The sequence below is a fragment of the Pseudomonas sp. 9_2_1 genome (genome assembly GCF_059295275.1).
The window spans coordinates 93,428-110,234 of sequence record NZ_CM181239.1; the positions used below are offsets into that span (position 1 = coordinate 93,428).

Consider the following 16,807-nt stretch of genomic DNA (forward strand, 5'->3'; position numbering starts at 1 on the left):
CCAGGCTGGCATGCAGGCTGCAATTACCTGTTCAGGTTTGAACAAAAATTACAGCAGGAGGAGCCGGCATGAATCGCCAATCCGTCAACCGTTCGCAAGTCGCCGCACTGCCCCTGCGCCAGATGCTGACACTCGGCATGGCGCTGCTGCTGACCTTGGCAGCCGGGCTGTTTTATTACAGCTTGCAGACTGCGCGGCTTGCGGATCAGGTAGCGGCGCAGACCGCCCTGCTGGCGCAAATTCAGTCGACCCGTACAAACAATTTCGTCAAGGCAGCCGAGCCGTTGCCTTCTGATACCCACGCCGCGTCGCCGGCCACTCTGGAACATGTCGTGCCTCAGGACCGTTGGGTGTTCTGAGCCGGACTGTTTTGAAAAAGAAAGGAGAAACACCATGCTGAGCTGGGCTATCACTTTCCTCATCATCGCCATTGTCGCTGCCGTTCTGGGCTTCGGTGGTATCGCCGGCGCTGCCACAGGTATTGCGAAGATTCTGTTCATCGTCTTCCTGGTCCTGTTCGTAGCTTCCTTCTTCTTCGGACGCGGTCGAGGTTGAAAATGAGCAGGATGCTCCCGACTGCCCTGGCTGCCGCCCTGCTTCTGGGTGGCAGTGCAGCGGCGATGGCGGCCAATGACGGCCAGGTCCGGGCCGACCAGTTGTTGGGGTCGGACCCTGAGTACCGGCAAGCCTGGCAGGACGCGATCAAAGGCGAGGAACGCCTGCCCGACTGGGTGGTCAACCTGACCGGCAGTGCCGAGCAACAGATGTCTGCCGTTACGGAGGACGGCGACAAATACCTGGTTGGCCCGCTGTGCGAGGCTCAGGAAAAATGTACCTATAAGCGGCTGATCGTGGCGTTCAGCTGGGACAAGGAAGATGCCTACGGCATGCTCGTCGAAGTACCCGAGGGGTTGCCGAGCGACAAGTCGCCTACCCGCCATGCGCAATACCGGTGGCTGGGCGAGCCGGACGACGGCATGAAGGGAATGCTGCAGGAGCAGCTCAAGCGTGACCCGAACTGGTACTGAGCTTTTTCAGCCGGTACGGACGAAAGGTTACGCACTGTCACGTAATAGAAGCTGAACCTTTCTATATTTCAGCCTTCTATGATGCGCCGCCCCGAGGAGGGGCAGCACATGACCAAGGGGCCGGGCTGTTCTGATTGTTACCGGATCGGAGTGGCCTAGGGGTACAGGGAGTGCCTCCAGCAATGGGCCGGGTCAGGAAAGGCGGAATCGGAAGTATCAGGTCGGCGGTGTCATAGGGGCACCTGGCCAGACCTGACTTCCGAGGAGCCATATCGAAACGCCGCTTCCCTTGCGCGTTTTTTCCTCCGAGACACATTTTGTCTTGACCGTACATCAACTTTTTTTCAAATCCCCTGATGCTTGTACAAGTGACATTTCGGCCATTCGGATTGTCGAACAAGCCATCTTCTGTCTCCTTTTCCTACAGTCAAATCTGCCGAAATATGGCGGTTTGGTCTTGTTCGGGATTCCGAACGTTATAAATCAAGCACTTGCGAACCTATCGAGTTGGTCGAAAACGTTATGCATTATGGGCATGGGCCATGCGTTTCCGGCATTAGATTTCCCCCCTTGCCATCGCAATAGTTGCCGCCTTTTTCGCTGGCCTGAGCGCCCTGTCGCTCGCCTGCGGTGTCCTTACATGAAGTCGCCGGATGGATGCATCTGCTGCCCGTGACCTGGCCAACGGCTCTGTTACGCGCCTTTCCATCGGTGCCATGACCACTAGAACAAAGGGTAAAGACATGAAGAAGGCAAAACTGAGCCTCGCCTGGCAGATCGTTATCGGTCTGGTGCTTGGCGTTGCAATCGGCGCGCTGCTGAACCACTTCAGTGCGGAAAAGGCCTGGTGGATCAGTAACGTCCTCCAGCCCGCCGGTGACATCTTCATTCGCCTGATCAAGATGATCGTCGTCCCGATCGTGATTTCGTCTCTGATCGTGGGCATCGCCGGGGTTGGCGATGCGAAGAAACTCGGCAGCATCGGCCTTAAGACCATCCTCTACTTCGAAGTGGTGACCACCATCGCCATCGTTGTGGGCCTGGTGCTGGCCAACCTGTTCCACCCGGGCGCCGGCATCGACATGAGCACCTTGGGTACCGTGGACATCTCCAAGTACCAGGCGACTGCGGCCGAAGTGCAGCATGAGCACGCGTTCATCGAAACCCTGCTCAACCTGATCCCGTCGAACATCTTCGCAGCGCTGATGCGTGGCGAAATGCTGCCGATCATCTTCTTCTCGGTGATGTTCGGCCTGGGCCTTTCGAGCTTGCAGGCAGAGCTGCGCGACCCGCTGGTGCGTACCTTCCAGGCCGTTTCGGAAACCATGTTCAAGGTCACTCACATGATCATGAACTACGCCCCGATCGGCGTGTTCGCCCTGATCGCCGTGACTGTGGCCAACTTCGGTTTCAGCTCGCTGCTGCCGCTGGCCAAGCTGGTGCTGCTGGTGTATTTCGCCATCGCCTTCTTCGCCTTCATGGTGCTGGGCCTGGTCGCCCGCCTGTTCGGCTTCTCGGTGATCAAGATCATGCGCATCATGAAAGATGAGCTGATCCTGGCCTACTCCACTTCCAGCTCGGAAACCGTGCTGCCGCGTGTGATCGAGAAGATGGAAAAGTACGGCGCGCCGAAGTCGATCTGCTCGTTCGTGGTACCGACCGGCTACTCCTTCAACCTCGACGGCTCGACCCTGTACCAGAGCATCGCGGCCATCTTCATTGCCCAGCTGTACGGTATCGACCTGTCGTGGAGCCAGCAGCTGCTGCTGGTGCTGACCCTGATGGTCACCTCCAAGGGCATCGCTGGCGTGCCGGGTGTATCGTTCGTGGTGCTGCTGGCTACTCTGGGCAGCGTTGGCATCCCGCTGGAAGGCCTGGCCTTCATCGCCGGTGTCGACCGCATCATGGACATGGCGCGTACTGCGCTGAACGTGATCGGCAACGCCCTGGCGGCACTGGTCATTTCCCGTTGGGAAGGCATGTACGATGCGGCCAAGGGCGAGAAGTACTACGCCTCGCTGATGGCCGACAAGCAGGAAGCTGCGGTGGTTGGCGAAACTGCCAAGCGCTGAGCCTGATGGCTGATTGACCAAGAGCCCCGACTTGTCGGGGCTTTTTGTTGTGCGCCAGGCATGGCGCGTTGCGCGTAAGCGCAACCTGCTTGGCTGTGGTGGCCGAGCGGGTGACTTGGAGGTGAAAGTCCTCTACACACCCGGCAAGGGGAAGTGTTAGCCGGAGGCAAGGGTGTCGCGGGCGACTGCGAATCTGAAGGAAGCCCGAGGCAAAATGCTGGCCTGACGAACAGGAAGCGGATCAGGCGGCACAGCGGGGTCAGGCGGCAACAATCGCCAAAGCCCAATACTTGCACGGAGCGCTGTGACGTAAATCCGACAGGCATAAGCAGGAAGGTCGCGCGAATTACCCTGGGAGATCTGTACGCTTGCCATAGTGCTACCGAGCGTCGAGAGGCGACGGGATGAGCGTGCAGAAGTCAGCCGAAGCCGTAGTAAGTGGCGGTTAACCGCGCCACCAAGGGCCGAACAGGTTATGCCGCTAGTAGGCGTCACTGTCTCGTTGGTAGCCGTAATGCAGAAATTTCCTACAACGGAATCTGTCACTCCGAATCCCGGCCAGAAGCCGAGGGTGATGCCTGACAGTGCAAAGGTGCCGGCGGCGTCAGCGACGTGGACGAACGCAGAGCCGGACACGCTGATGGAGCGGGTGCTTGCACCGGCCAACCTCAGGCGTGCGTATCAACGCGTGGTTAGCAACAAGGGGGCTCCGGGTGCTGATGGCATGACGGTCGCTGACTTGGCGGGCTACGTGAAACAGTATTGGCCAACCCTCAAGGCCAGGTTGCTGGCCGGTGAATACCATCCCCAAGCAGTGCGAGCGGTTGAAATTCCCAAGCCGCAGGGCGGCACACGGCAACTGGGAATCCCCACCGTCGTGGATCGCCTGATCCAGCAAGCACTGCAGCAGCAGCTCACACCTATCTTCGACCCACTGTTCTCGGACTACAGCTATGGTTTTCGTCCGGGCAGAAGTACGCATCAAGCCATCGAGATGGCTCGTGCTCATGTGACCGCGGGACACCGCTGGTGCGTGGAAATCGATCTGGAGAAGTTCTTCGATCGAGTCAACCACGACATCCTGATGGCCTGTATCGAGCGCCGGGTCAAAGATAAGTGCGTACTCAGGCTTATCCGCCGCTACCTTGAAGCGGGAGTCATGTCAGGCGGTGTCGTCAGCCCACGGCAGGAGGGGACGCCGCAAGGCGGCCCGCTCTCGCCGCTGCTGTCGAATATCCTGCTCGACGAACTTGACCGCGAACTGGAACGGCGGGGTAACCGCTTCGTGCGCTATGCCGATGACGCGAACATTTATGTACGCAGCCCTCGGGCTGGCGAACGGGTACTGGCCAGTGTCGAACGCTTCCTGAATCAACGTTTGAAACTGACGGTGAATCAGAAGAAGAGTCGAGTCGCGAGAGCCTGGAAGTGTGACTACTTGGGCTATGGGATGAGCTGGCATCAGCAGCCAAGGCTGCGGGTGGCAACGACGAGCCTGGGTCGCCTGCGCGACCGGCTCGCAGAGCTGCTACGCGGTGCACGGGGTCGCAAGATGACGAATACCATCGGGCGGATAAACCCTGTCCTGCGAGGCTGGGCGGGTTACTTCAAGCTTAGCCAGAGCAAACGGCCACTTGAGGAACTGGATGGCTGGATCAGGCACAAACTCCGCTGTGCCATCTGGCGCCAATGGAAGCAGCCCTCTACGAGGGCGCGCAACCTGATGCGTCTGGGCTTGAGCGAAGAGCGTGCCTGTAAATCGGTCTGTAACGGCCGAGGCCCGTGGTGGAACTCGGGGGCGCCACATATGAATCAGGCGCTGCCGAAGAAGCTATGGGATCGACTCGGACTGGTCTCGATACTGGATACGATCAACCGGCTTAGCCGCATAGCTTGAACCGCCGTGTACGGAACCGTACGCACGGTGGTGTGAGAGGACGGCGGGTGTGAGCCCGCCTCCTACTCGATATCTGTAAGGATCACGGGGGCCTGCACCGGCCCTATCGCCGGCAAGCCAGCTCCAACCGGTAACCCGCTGGCCTCGGCCCTTGTGATACCCCTGTGGGAGCTGACTTGCCGGCGATGAGGCCGGTGCAGGCAACTTCCGCTATCATTCGGGCATTTTTCAGGGGGAACACGCGGATGCTCAACGGCCTTTGGCTCGGCTTTTTCCTGGTGGCGGCGGTGTCTGCCCTGGCCCAATGGGTGATTGGTGGCAATGCCGGTATCTTCGCCTCAATGGTCGAAAGCATCTTCGCCATGGCCAAGCTGTCGGTCGAGGTGATGGTGTTGCTGTTCGGCACGCTGACCCTGTGGCTGGGCTTTCTGAAGATTGCCGAAAAGGCCGGCATCGTCGAATGGCTGGCCAAGGTGCTGGGCCCGTTATTCGCCCGCCTGATGCCGGAAGTGCCGCCCGGCCACCCGGCCCTGGGCCTGATCACCATGAACTTCGCTGCCAACGGCCTGGGCCTGGACAACGCCGCCACCCCGATTGGCCTCAAGGCCATGCGCGCGCTGCAGGAGCTGAACCCCAGCAGCACCACGGCGAGCAACGCGCAGATCCTGTTCCTGGTGCTCAACGCTTCATCGCTGACCCTGCTGCCGGTGACCATCTTCATGTACCGGGCCCAGCAAGGGGCGCCGGACCCGACCATGGTGTTCCTGCCGATTCTGCTGGCCACCAGTGTCTCGACCCTGGTCGGCCTGCTGTCGGTCGCGGTAATGCAGCGCCTGCGCCTGTGGGACCCGGTGGTGCTTGCCTATTTCATCCCCGGCGCCTTGCTGCTGGGTGGCTTCATGGCGTTTCTCGGCACATTGTCGGCCGCTGCGCTGGCCAGCCTGTCGTCGATCCTGGGCAACCTCACGCTGTTTGGCGTGATCATGTTGTTCCTGGTGATTGGCGCCTTGAAGCGGGTGAAGGTGTATGAAGCCTTTGTCGAAGGCGCCAAGGAAGGCTTCGACGTGGCCAAAAACCTGTTGCCCTACCTGGTGGCGATGCTGGTGGCGGTCGGTGTGCTGCGCGCTTCAGGCGCCCTGGAGCTGGCCCTGGACGGTATCCGCCATGCCGTCGGCTGGATGGGCCTGGATACCCGCTTCGTCGAGGGCCTGCCCACCGCGCTGGTGAAGCCGTTTTCCGGCAGCGCGGCGCGCGCGATGCTGATCGAGACCATGCAGACACAGGGCGTGGACAGTTTTCCGGCCCTGGTAGCGGCGACGGTGCAAGGCAGTACCGAGACCACCTTCTATGTGCTGGCGGTGTACTTTGGCGCGGTCGGTATCCAGCGCGTGCGCCACGCGGTTGGTTGCGCACTGCTGGCCGAGCTGTCCGGGGTGATCGCGGCGATCTTCGTCTGCTACTGGTTCTTTGCCTGAGCCTGCCGTGGCACCTGATTGGTCTGGGTGACGGTCCATCCCACCACTTGCCCCACCAACTGGTCGCTGGCCGAGCCGAACCCGGCGACCACCGCTGAAACTTGCCTGTCGGCCAGCGGCTGGCGCACTTCGAAGCGCTTGCTGGCGAGGATACGCTGGGTGCGGCCCTGCACCAGGCGCGCGTCGTAGCGGATCACCACCTCCACCGTTCCGTCCGGGCGGTATTCACTCTGGAACGCCTGCAGCTCACCCGCCAGCTCGTAGTCGGCCTGCAGGTTGCTGTCGTCGGCGCTCAGCCGCTGTACCTGGCCGTCCCGCTGGAAACCGTCGAGCAGGCGGTTGCGCAGCAGTACCGGCACCGCGTCGCTCCAGCGGGCGCCCTTGTAGCTGCTGATCACATCGCCCTGCGGAATCACGGCAATCCGCGGACCGGCCAGCGCTTCGCTGGCCAGTGGTTTGTTCAGGCGCAACGACCAGTCCAGCGGCGCCACGGTGCGGCTGGCCTGGTTCACCGGCAGGCGGTAGAGGTCGACAGGTTCGGCCTGCGGCAGGATAGAGCAGGCACTGGCCAGGCTCAGGGCGGCCGCCAGGGCCAGCAGGCGCAGCGACGGTTTCATGGCTGGAACTCCTTGTTGTTGTCGCGGCCGAGCAGGTAGCCGCTGGGGTCGGCCTCCAGTTGCCGGGAAATGCCCTTGAGCGCGTTGAGGGTTTCGCGCAGTTCGCGAATGGCTGGGGTCAGCTGGTTGAGGCCCTGGGCACCGTCGCCGATAGCCTCGCTGTTGTTCTTGAGCAGGCTGTTGATGGTGGCGGTGCTTTCAGCCAGCGACTGCATGGCCTGCTCGGCGCTGCCGATGGCCTGTTTGCCCTGGGTGCCCAGCAGGCCGTTGGCATTGCGCATCAGCGTTTGTGTTTCTGCCAGGGTGGCGCTGGCCTGCTTGCCCACCTGCACCAGCTGTTCGATGGCCTCGCCGATGCTGCCGTGCTGGCCGGCGAAGGCGCCGGTGGTCTTGTCGAGGTTGGCCAGCGTGTTGCTGAGGTGGCCGATGTTGTCCTCGGAGAACATCTGGTTGGCGTTGTGCAGCAGCAGGTTGATATTGGTCACCAGGTCGCTGCTGTCATTGAGCAGGCGCGAGATTGGCGAGGGTGATGCAATGATCACCGGCAGCTTGCCATCCTTGCCTTTCAGTTCCGGGCTTTGCGGGGTGCCGCCGCTGAGCTGGATGAACGAGTTCCCGGTAACACCGGCCAGGGTGAGCTTGGCCTGGGTATCTTCCTTTACCGGGGTGTCGCCGCTCAGGCGCACCCGTGCCAGTACCCGGCGTGGGTCTTTCGGGTCCAGGCGCAAGGTGGACACGTCACCGACCTTGATGCCGTTGTACTGCACCGGGCTGCCGCGCGACAGGCCGGACACCGCCTCGTTGAATACCACTTCGTAATCCTTGAAAGCGTCGTCGACGCTGGACTTGGCCAGCCACAGGCCGAACAGCATGGCGCCAGCCACTACCAGAACGGTGACCAGGCCGATAAGAACGTGATGGGCTCGGGTTTCCATTGCTCAGCGCTCCTGCCCGGCACGGGTGGCAGCCTGTTCGGCTGCGCGCCCGCGGGGGCCGTGAAAGTATTCTTGAATCCAGGCGTCGTTGGTCTGTTCGACCTCGGCCAGCGGGCCGGCCACCAGGACCTTTTTCTGCGACAGCACCGCGATGCGGTCGGTGATGGTGTACAGGGTGTCGAGGTCGTGGGTGATGAGGAACACTGACAGGCCCAGGGCGTCGCGCAAGGTCAGGATCAACTGGTCGAATGCAGCGGCGCCGATCGGGTCCAGGCCGGCGGTGGGCTCGTCGAGGAACAGGATATCGGGGTCCAGTGCCAGGGCCCTGGCCAGCGCCGCGCGCTTGATCATGCCCCCTGACAGCGAGGACGGGTACTTGTCGGCGGCCGAGATCGGCAGCCCGGCCAAGGCCAGCTTCACCCCGGCCAGGTGTTCGGCATCGGCGCGGGACAGCCCTGCATGCTCGATCAGTGGCAAGGCCACGTTCTCGGTCACCGTCAGCGAAGAGAACAGCGCGCCCTTCTGGAACAATACGCCAAAGCGCCGTTCAACCAGCGAGCGCTGCTGTTCACCGAGGCCGACAAGGTCCTGGCCGAATACCTTGATCTGCCCCTCATTGGGCCGGCGCAGGCCGATGATGCTGCGCAGCAGTACCGATTTGCCACTGCCTGAGCCGCCGACCACGGCCAGGATCTCGCCGCGATACAGGTCCAGGTCCAGGTTTTCATGCACAACCTGACGACCGAAACGGTTGCAGATGCCGCGGGCCTCGATCACGGTTTCCTTGCCACTCACCAGCCCATCTCCATGAAGAACAAGGCGGCCACCGCATCCAGCACGATGACCACGAAAATCGACTGCACTACCGCTGAGGTGGTGTGCGCGCCTACCGATTCGGCGCTGCCGCTGACCTTGAAGCCTTCCAGGCAGCCGATGGCGGCGATCAGGAAAGCGAAGAACGGCGCCTTGGCCAGGCCGACCAGGAAGTGCTGCACACCGATGTCGCTTTGCAGCAACGACAGGAACATAGCCGGTGAAATGCCCAGCGACAGGGCACACACCACCGCGCCGCCGACGATGCCGCAGATCATCGCCAGGAAGGTTAGCAAGGGCAGCGAAATAAGCAGGGCCAGCACCCGTGGCACTACCAGCAGCTCCATGGGGTTCAGGCCCAGGGTGCGGATGGCGTCGATTTCTTCATTGGCCTTCATCGAGCCGATCTGCGCGGTGAAGGCGCTGGCGGTGCGCCCGGCCATCAGGATGGCGGTGAGCAGTACGGCGAATTCGCGCAGGAACGAGAATGCCACCAGGTCGACGGTGAACACGGTTGCGCCAAAGTCGGCCAGTACCGTGGCACCCAGGAAGGCCACCACTGCGCCGACCAGAAAAGTCAGCAGGGCGACGATGGGTGCGGCGTCCAGGCCGGTCTGTTCGATGTGCGCCACGACCGGGGTCAAGCGCCAGCGATGGGGTTGCAAGGCACGGCGCAGCACGGTCTCGAGGATCACACCGATAAAGCCGAGCAACTGCATGGTGTCTTGCCACAGCGTGCCGACGGCGCGGCCGATGCGCTCCAGCAGTAGCAGCAGCACGTTGCGCTCTGGCTCCTTGACCGGAATACAGTAGTCCTGGACCGAGCAATAGACGTTCTTGAGCAACGCGCGGCTGGCTTCGGGCAGCTCGTCCGTGCAGCGCGACAGGCGCTCGGAGCCGAGCAGTTCGGCCAGCAACGAGGCGCCGGCGGTGTCCAGGCGGCCTAGCTGGCTGAGGTCGGCAACAGTATCGGTACTGGATTGCGCGCGCAGGCGCTCGCTTTCGCGCTTGAGGCTGGCGTAATGCGCCAGGGTCCAGTCACCGGTAATGCGCAGGCAAGCCGGCTGGCTGCTGGTATCCAGGGTGGCGCTGGGGGTGGTCATTGGCTCCATGCGATTGACTCGGCGCTAAGGCTTAGGGGCTGATCATAGCGCAGCGGGCATGGGCTGTTTGGTGATTATGTGCTGTCTAGAAGGGGCTGGGGCCGCAAAGCAGCCCCTTTCAATCATTGTGTCGGGTTGTCGTCGACCACCTTGAAGCGCAACACGCCAATCACCTGCCCGTCCTCGGTCAGCACCCTCACCTGCCACTTGCCCGCCGGGTTGGGCGGGAAGTTCTGCTTGTGGGTCCAGGCCCGGTAGCCTTCCTTGCGCCCGCCATGGATGTCCAGGGCAATGCGGTCGACTTCCTTACCGTCTTTCTGCCACACGTGGTAGATGCGCTCGTTCAGGCCGCGTGGCGCGTTGATTGCGGTGTAGGCATACAGCCCGCTGCTGCGGATGCGGCTGGCAGCGATTTCGTCCAGCGAATCGCCAGGCTGGCGGTTGAGTACTTCGGTGCTCACTGCCACCTCGGTCATCCATAAAGTTGCTGGCGGCACCCAGGAACGCAGCAGCCAGCCGCCGGCGCCGACCGACAAGGTCACCAGCACCAGAGCCACGCCGCGGCGCCAGCTGTTGACCGGAAAGCTGCTCGCCAGGCTGGGGAACGACAAGGCCATCGCCGTGATCAAGGCCAGCTTGAAGCTCTGCGCGGTGGTCAGGTGCAGGATGATCGGCAGCGCGGTCAGCAGTGCGGCGAACAGGGTCAGGGTGTGCAATGCCAGGAACAGCCAGCGCCGCGGTGCCAGCCACTTGTAGTACAGCGGGTCGATGATCGAAACCAGCCCGGCGGCACCCAGCAGCCCGGTGAACACCAGTTGGCTGCTGTTCCAGGTGGTGGTGATGAAGAAGAACGGCAGCACGAAAAACAGCGTTTCCTGGTGGATCATCTGCGTCGCATAGCGCAACAGTGGCTGTGGGATTTCGCGGTTGAAGGTACGAGCGAACAGGCCGGTGAGGGTGTTTTCCAGCATCAGCCAGACCCAGCTGACCAGCATGAGCACGGCCACCCAGCTGGCCAGGCCGGCTTGGCGGTCAACCAGGATGAAGCTGCCGACGCCGGAGAGAAAACCGCCGAGCGCGATGATGCCGGGGTAGCGTTTGAGCAGTTCGATGATGCGCTGGACGATGCGGGGGATCTGGGGCATTGGGGGCTACAACAAAGAAGGAGGTGGCTGTGCCGGCCCCTTCGCGGGTAAACCCGCCCCTGCAGGTGGCGCAGGAGCGAGTTACCCCACGAAGAGGCCGGTACTGGCAAAAGGATACCGCCGATTCACCGCTTCCGTGTAGCACCACTGGGCCGTTGAGGGCCCTGGCGGCGCCAACGCAACAGGCCCGCAGCCAGAATCAGCCCGACCAGCAAGGCGACCAGCCCATAGAGCTCGTCATAACCCAACAGCGGCTTCTCGATGCGCACATAGCCCTGTTCCTTGAGCAGCTCTTTCAACGCCGCATTGGCCTGCTCCAGGCTGACCTGGCGCAGTTTGCGCACCGGGTTGGCAAAACGCCCGTCCGTGTAGTCGTTCAGCGCGCCCCAGTAGTAGTCGGCCAGCGCGCTATTGCCCTGGGTGCTCCAGCTTTCCTTGGCTGCGCTGGCGTACTTGATGCGGGCAAAGGTGTCCGGGTCGAGGCCGTCCTTGCGCAGGTGGTCGAACAGCGCCTGCATGACTTGGACCGCCTTGTCGACATCGTCACGTTCCAGGTCGGCATTGAGGCTGAGCAGGCCGGTGTCGCCGAAGCTTTCGCGTTGCACCGACGGGCCATAGGACAGCCCGTTGCGCAGGCGCAGCTGGTCATACAGCGCCCAGTCAAGGTAGCGCGAGAGCAGGTCGAGGGTGGCCTGGTGGTCGTTGTCCAGCACCGGCTCGATGAACAGCCAGTGCAGCTTCACGCTGTCGCCCAGCCAGCCGCGGCTTAGGTCGCGGCGTTGCTCGGCCTGATGGGTGATGCTTTCCAGGTTGCGACGTTCTTCCGGCTCGGTTGCCGGCAGCTCGCCAAAGGTCCGCTCGAGGTAGGCCGGCAGCAGGCGATCGAGGCCACCGACCAGGATCAGGGTCATGTTGTTGGCCGCGTACCAGTGCTCGCGCAAGGCTTGTACCTGCTCCAGGGTCATGTCGTCGACATCGGAGCGTTCCGGGCACTTCAGGCCCAGCTCGGTGGCCAGTTGGTCGCTGGCGGGGTGGCCGATGTCCTGGCGGTCGAGCCAGCGCTGCAGGTGGCCATAATGGCCGCCATCCTCACGCTCGATAATGCGCTTGGCGGTGGCCAGGGCCTTGGCATCGATGCGGGTGTCGCGAATCACCGCCAGCAGCAGGTCCAGTACCTTGCGCTGATTACGCGCCGGGGCCTCGATGACGAAGGTGGTATCGGCGCTGCTGGTAAAGGCATTCCACTCGCCACCCAGTGCTTGCAGGCGTTCTTCCAGGCCTCCTTCGCCGGTTTCGTCGATGCCGCTGAACAGCAGGTGCTCAAGCAGGTGCGGCAGCTCTTTCTGCGCGCAGTCAAAGTCATCCAGGCCAACCCCGACCACCAGGCGAATCGCCACATGGTCACGCTCGTAACCGTCTTTCAGGATGACCTGCAGGCCGTTGGGCAACAAGTAACCCTCAACCCGCGAGCGGTCGAGGGCCAGTGAGGGCAGGCTGCAGATCAGCAGGCAAACGAACATCAGGCAACGCATGGGCGAGCTTAGGTCCTCGGGTGGAGAAATCACGGCAATCGGGCTTCGTCCGGCACGCTGTCGAGCATCAGCCCGCCCGTGTCCGAGCCGCCCAGTACCACATAGGCACTGCTACAGAACAAAGAGTTCAACCGCTTCATGTCGGCGATCAGCTCCAAGTGTAGCGAACTGGTCTCGATGCTTTGCACCACCTTGCGTTGCAGGCGGCTGACATGGGCGTGGGCAAGCCGCCGTTCCTGGGCGCGGAAACGGCGTTTTTCGCGCAGCAGCAAACGGGCGCTTTCCGGATCGGCACTGAGGAACACCGACAGGCCCAGGCGCAAGTTGGCCAGCAATTGTTCCTGCAGGCCGGTCAGCTCTTCCAGCCCCACCTGGGAAAAGTCGCGGCGCTGACTGGTTTTCTGCTGCTGGACCTTGCGCAGCATCCGTTCGATCAGGTCGCAGGCCAGCTTGAGGTTGATTGCCAGTTCGATGATTTCGGCCCAGCGGCGGTTGTCCTGTTCGCTGAGGTCTTCGCGCGACATCTGCGCCAGGTACAGCTTGATCGCGCTGTAGAGGGCTTCGGCATCCTCGCCCAGGGCGCGGACCTGCTGCGGCAACGCGGTCTGGGTGCCGCGCAAAGCGCCGAGCATGGCTTCGAGCAGGTTGTCGACGATATCGCCCAGGCGCAGGGTCTCGCGCGCGGCGTTGGCCAGTGCCAGGCTGGGCGTTTCCAGCGCCGAGGTGTCGAGGTGGCGCGGGCGCACCTGGCCATTGCTGGCTTCCCGCTCCGGCAAGAGGCTGTTGCACAGCCGGCCCATGGGCTTGACCGTGGGCAGCATGATCACGCAGCGCAGCGTGTTGTAGAGCAGGTGGAAGCCGATGACCAGTTCCTGCGGGCTGAAACTCAGCGAGTCCATCCATTCGACCAGCGGATGCAGTACCGGGATTATCAGTAGCAGGCCGATCAGCTTGTACAGCAGGCTGCCCAGGGCGACTCGCCGCCCGGCGGCGTTCTGCATGCTGGTGCTGATGAAGGCCAGCAGACCGCTGCCGATGTTGGCGCCGACCACCAGGCCGATGGCTACCGGCAGACTGATCACTTCGGCGCCGGCCAGCGTCGCGGTGAGCAGCACGGCGGCGAGGCTGGAATAGGAAACCATGGCGAACAGTGCGCCGACCAGGGCATCGAGCAGAATGTCGCCGGTCAGCGACGCGAACAGTACTTTTACCCCTTGGGCATGGGTGATCGGCGCAGCTGCCTGCACGATCAGCTCCAGTGCCAGGATGATCAGGCCAAGCCCTATGCCTACCCGGCCCAGTTGCCCGGCGCGCGTCTGCTTGCGCGAGAGAAAGAAGATGACTCCCAGGAAGATCAGCAGCGGCGACAGCCAGGACAGGTCGAAGGTCAGTACTCGGGCCATCAGCGCGGTACCCACATCGGCCCCGAGCATGATCGCCAGCGCCGGGGTCATGGCCATCAGGCCCTGGCCGACGAATGAGGTGACCAGCATGGCGGTGGCGTTACTGCTCTGCACCATGGCGGTGACGAGGATGCCGGCAATGAACGCAAGCGGTCGCTTGTTCATGTTCTGGCTGATGATGCGCCGCAGGTCCGAGCCGAATACCCGGAGGATGCCGGTACGCACGATATGGGTGCCCCAGACCAGAAGTGTCACGGCTGAAAGCAGGTTGAGCAGGGTCAGCATGGCGAAGGCCCCCTGTTGCATAGGCCCAGCGGGCCAAGAGAAGAAGCGTGAGCGGTTGAAGAATTTTCAGTGCTCACTCAAAGCTTTAGTTGTTTTGCACAGCTGTCGCCAGCTTCGCACGAAGGTCTTCCATTTGAAACACGGCAAAAATGAAAAGGGCCCCGAAGGGCCCTCAAGATGCTGCGCTCCGTGATCTTACTGACCCGGGATGTCCTTGCGCAGTTTCACCGGGTCTTGCTCCTTGCCGTCCTTGCGGGCCAGCGCAGTGCGCATGCGGATGTTGATGGCCTCTACCGCCAGCGAGAAGGCCATGGCGAAGTAGACGTAGCCTTTCGGCACATGCACGTCGAAAGCCTCGGCGATCAGTACGGTACCCACCACGATCAGGAACGAAAGCGCGAGCATCTTCAGCGACGGGTGTTTGTCGATGAAGTTGCTGATGGCACCGGCGCACAGCATCATCACCAGCACAGCCACGACGATGGCTGCGATCATCACTGGTACGTGGGAAACCATGCCCACCGCCGTGATCACCGAGTCCAGCGAGAACACGATATCGATGATGGCGATCTGGATGATGGTGTAGAAGAACTTGCCACCTGCGCCTTTGGGCGTGTCGGCGTTTTCGTCCTCGCCCTCCAGGCCGTGGTAGATCTCCTGCGAGCTTTTCCACAACAGGAACAGGCCACCGAAGAACAGGATCAGGTCACGTCCGGAGATGCCCTCGCCGAACACCACGAACAGGTCGGCGGTAAGCCGCATGACCCAGGTGATCGACAGCAACAGCATGATGCGGGTGACCATGGCCAGGGCCAGGCCGAAGATCCGGGTGCGAGGCTGCATGTGCTTGGGCATGCGGCTGACCAGGATCGAGATCATGATGATGTTGTCGATGCCGAGCACGATCTCAAGCGCGGTAAGGGTAAAAAAGGCAACCCAGATTTCCGGGCTGGTCAGCCATTCCATGTGTTTTCCTTCAAGCGGTAATGGCAACGCGCCCTAACCAGGGCGCGTCGCGGTAGGTAATACGCGTTTATTAAAGACTACTGAACAGCGGAAAAATGCCCATCAGCAATGCGGCGAGCATTATGCACAGGCACACCAGCACTGCCCACTTCAAGGTGAAGCGCTGATGGTCACCGAACTCGATGCCGGCCAGTGCCACCAGCAAGTAGGTGGAGGGTACCAAGGGGCTGAGCAGGTGTACCGGCTGCCCGACGATCGACGCACGGGCCATTTCCACCGGGGTGATGCCGTAGTGGCTGGCGGCCTCGGCCAGTACCGGCAATACGCCGTAGTAGAAGGCGTCGTTGGACATGAAGAAGGTGAACGGCATGCTCACGATCGCGGTGATCACCGCCAGGTACGGGCCCAGTGCCTCGGGGATGACTGCCAGCAGGCTCTTGGACATGGCGTCGACCATGCCGGTGCCCGACAGGATACCGGTGAAGATACCGGCGGCGAAGATCAGCCCGGTCACGGCCAGCACGCTGCCGGCGTGGGCGGCGATGCGGTCCTTTTGCTGCTGCAGGCACGGGTAGTTGACGATCATGGCGATGCTGAAGGCGATCATGAACAGCACTGGCAGCGGCAGCACACCGGCAATCAGCGCCACCATCAGCGCCGCAGTCAGGGCACCGTTGAAGTACAGCAGCTTGGGCCGGCGTGCTTCCGGGTACTGCGATACGCTGATTTTGCTGTGGTCGATGTCGTCGGTAGGCAGGTGCAGTTCGCCCAGGCGGGCCCGCTCACGCTTGCCGTACAGGTAGGCAATGGCCAGGATCGCCAGCACGCCAAACAGCATGGCCGGGATCATCGGCACGAAAATGTCCGACGGGTCGACATGCAGGGCGCTGGCGGCGCGGGCTGTGGGGCCACCCCAGGGGGTCATGTTCATCACCCCGCCGGCGAGAATGATCAGGCCGGCCATGATCCGCGGGCTCATGCCCAGGCGGCTGTACATCGGCAGCATGGCGGCGCAGCAGATCATGTAGGTGGTGGCGCCGTCACCGTCCAGCGAGACCACCAGGGCCAGCACGGCGGTACCGACAGAGACTTTCAGCGGGTCGCCCTTGACCAGCTTGAGGATCTTGCGCACGGCCGGGTCGAACAGGCCGGAGTCGATCATCAGGGCAAAGTAGAGGATGGCGAACATCAGCATCACGCCGGTCGGCGCAAGCTTGCTGATGCCTTCGAGCATCATCGGGCCGATCTTGGCGGAAAAGCCGCCGAACAGGGCGAACAGGATCGGTACCAGGATCAGCGCGATCAAGGCCGACAGGCGCTTGGTCATGATCAGGTACATGAAGGTGATGACCATGGCAAAGCCGAGGAAGGTCAGCATGGCAATACTCCAGGCGTGGCGCGGCGAAAGGTAAGTCGATTCGGGCGGATCAGCGCGTGGGGCGCTGTGCAGGGAGCATGCGAAGGGGGACTGCGAAAAGGCGGGCACAGGAATACATCAGAATCACCATTGTTGTTGTTGATTGGGCCGGGCGCGGT

The 16,807-nt window shown here is 62.3% G+C and carries 15 protein-coding genes; 6 read left to right on the plus strand and 9 right to left on the minus strand.

Translation table 11 applies throughout. From position 1 onward, the window contains the following. Positions 1 to 68: 68 nt before the first annotated feature. The 6 genes from AC5O5I_RS00450 to AC5O5I_RS00475 all read left to right on the plus strand — a co-directional run bounded on the left by AC5O5I_RS00450 (position 69) and on the right by AC5O5I_RS00475 (position 6,472). The gene (locus tag AC5O5I_RS00450; protein ID WP_172226580.1) at positions 69 to 359 is read left to right on the plus strand and encodes a hypothetical protein; all 291 of its coding nucleotides are present in this window, start codon (positions 69 to 71) and stop codon (positions 357 to 359) included. Positions 360 to 393: 34 nt separating this feature from the next. Continuing rightward, positions 394 to 555 (plus strand): DUF1328 domain-containing protein, encoded by a 162-nt coding sequence (locus tag AC5O5I_RS00455; protein WP_003252966.1) that lies wholly within the window; start codon positions 394 to 396, stop codon positions 553 to 555. A gap of 2 nt (positions 556 to 557) precedes the next feature. After that, positions 558 to 1,028 (plus strand): inhibitor of vertebrate lysozyme family protein, encoded by a 471-nt coding sequence (locus AC5O5I_RS00460; RefSeq protein WP_494511904.1) that lies wholly within the window; start codon positions 558 to 560, stop codon positions 1,026 to 1,028. A 743-nt stretch (positions 1,029 to 1,771) separates the two neighbouring features. Beyond that, positions 1,772 to 3,100 (plus strand): glutamate/aspartate:proton symporter GltP, encoded by a 1,329-nt coding sequence (gene gltP, locus AC5O5I_RS00465; RefSeq protein WP_172226574.1) that lies wholly within the window; start codon positions 1,772 to 1,774, stop codon positions 3,098 to 3,100. Between the two features lie 475 nt (positions 3,101 to 3,575). Continuing rightward, positions 3,576 to 4,997: a group II intron reverse transcriptase/maturase gene (gene ltrA / locus AC5O5I_RS00470; RefSeq protein WP_494511905.1), complete on the plus strand. Its 1,422-nt coding sequence runs from the start codon at positions 3,576 to 3,578 to the stop codon at positions 4,995 to 4,997. Between the two features lie 245 nt (positions 4,998 to 5,242). Further along, entirely contained in the window at positions 5,243 to 6,472 is a 1,230-nt protein-coding gene (locus tag AC5O5I_RS00475) for a nucleoside recognition domain-containing protein (RefSeq protein ID WP_172286867.1), read from the plus strand. Here AC5O5I_RS00475 and AC5O5I_RS00480 read toward each other — a convergent pair. From AC5O5I_RS00480 to AC5O5I_RS00520, 9 genes are all read right to left on the minus strand, one after another. After that, the gene (locus AC5O5I_RS00480; protein ID WP_172221836.1) at positions 6,454 to 7,089 is read right to left on the minus strand and encodes an ABC-type transport auxiliary lipoprotein family protein; all 636 of its coding nucleotides are present in this window, start codon (positions 7,087 to 7,089) and stop codon (positions 6,454 to 6,456) included. The genes AC5O5I_RS00475 and AC5O5I_RS00480 overlap by 19 nt on opposite strands. Continuing rightward, entirely contained in the window at positions 7,086 to 8,024 is a 939-nt protein-coding gene (locus AC5O5I_RS00485; RefSeq protein ID WP_172221834.1) for an MlaD family protein, read from the minus strand. The genes AC5O5I_RS00480 and AC5O5I_RS00485 overlap by 4 nt, the downstream gene beginning before the upstream one ends. Before the next feature lie 3 nt (positions 8,025 to 8,027). Then, the gene (locus AC5O5I_RS00490) at positions 8,028 to 8,819 is read right to left on the minus strand and encodes an ABC transporter ATP-binding protein (protein WP_172221831.1); all 792 of its coding nucleotides are present in this window, start codon (positions 8,817 to 8,819) and stop codon (positions 8,028 to 8,030) included. Beyond that, positions 8,816 to 9,949: an ABC transporter permease gene (locus AC5O5I_RS00495; protein WP_172221828.1), complete on the minus strand. Its 1,134-nt coding sequence runs from the start codon at positions 9,947 to 9,949 to the stop codon at positions 8,816 to 8,818. The genes AC5O5I_RS00490 and AC5O5I_RS00495 overlap by 4 nt, the downstream gene beginning before the upstream one ends. A gap of 113 nt (positions 9,950 to 10,062) precedes the next feature. Further along, positions 10,063 to 11,085, minus strand: a complete 1,023-nt coding sequence (locus AC5O5I_RS00500; RefSeq protein ID WP_172221825.1) for a DUF5924 family protein — start codon at positions 11,083 to 11,085, stop codon at positions 10,063 to 10,065. Positions 11,086 to 11,210: 125 nt separating this feature from the next. Beyond that, a complete protein-coding gene (locus tag AC5O5I_RS00505) occupies positions 11,211 to 12,617 on the minus strand; it encodes a M16 family metallopeptidase (RefSeq protein ID WP_172221822.1) in 1,407 nt (468 codons plus the stop codon). 29 nt (positions 12,618 to 12,646) lie between these two features. Beyond that, positions 12,647 to 14,305: a Na/Pi cotransporter family protein gene (locus AC5O5I_RS00510; RefSeq protein ID WP_172221819.1), complete on the minus strand. Its 1,659-nt coding sequence runs from the start codon at positions 14,303 to 14,305 to the stop codon at positions 12,647 to 12,649. 195 nt (positions 14,306 to 14,500) lie between these two features. Beyond that, positions 14,501 to 15,271 (minus strand): TerC family protein, encoded by a 771-nt coding sequence (locus tag AC5O5I_RS00515; protein WP_172221816.1) that lies wholly within the window; start codon positions 15,269 to 15,271, stop codon positions 14,501 to 14,503. Between the two features lie 70 nt (positions 15,272 to 15,341). Continuing rightward, positions 15,342 to 16,649 (minus strand): CitMHS family transporter, encoded by a 1,308-nt coding sequence (locus tag AC5O5I_RS00520; protein WP_172221813.1) that lies wholly within the window; start codon positions 16,647 to 16,649, stop codon positions 15,342 to 15,344. Positions 16,650 to 16,807 lie beyond the last annotated feature (158 nt).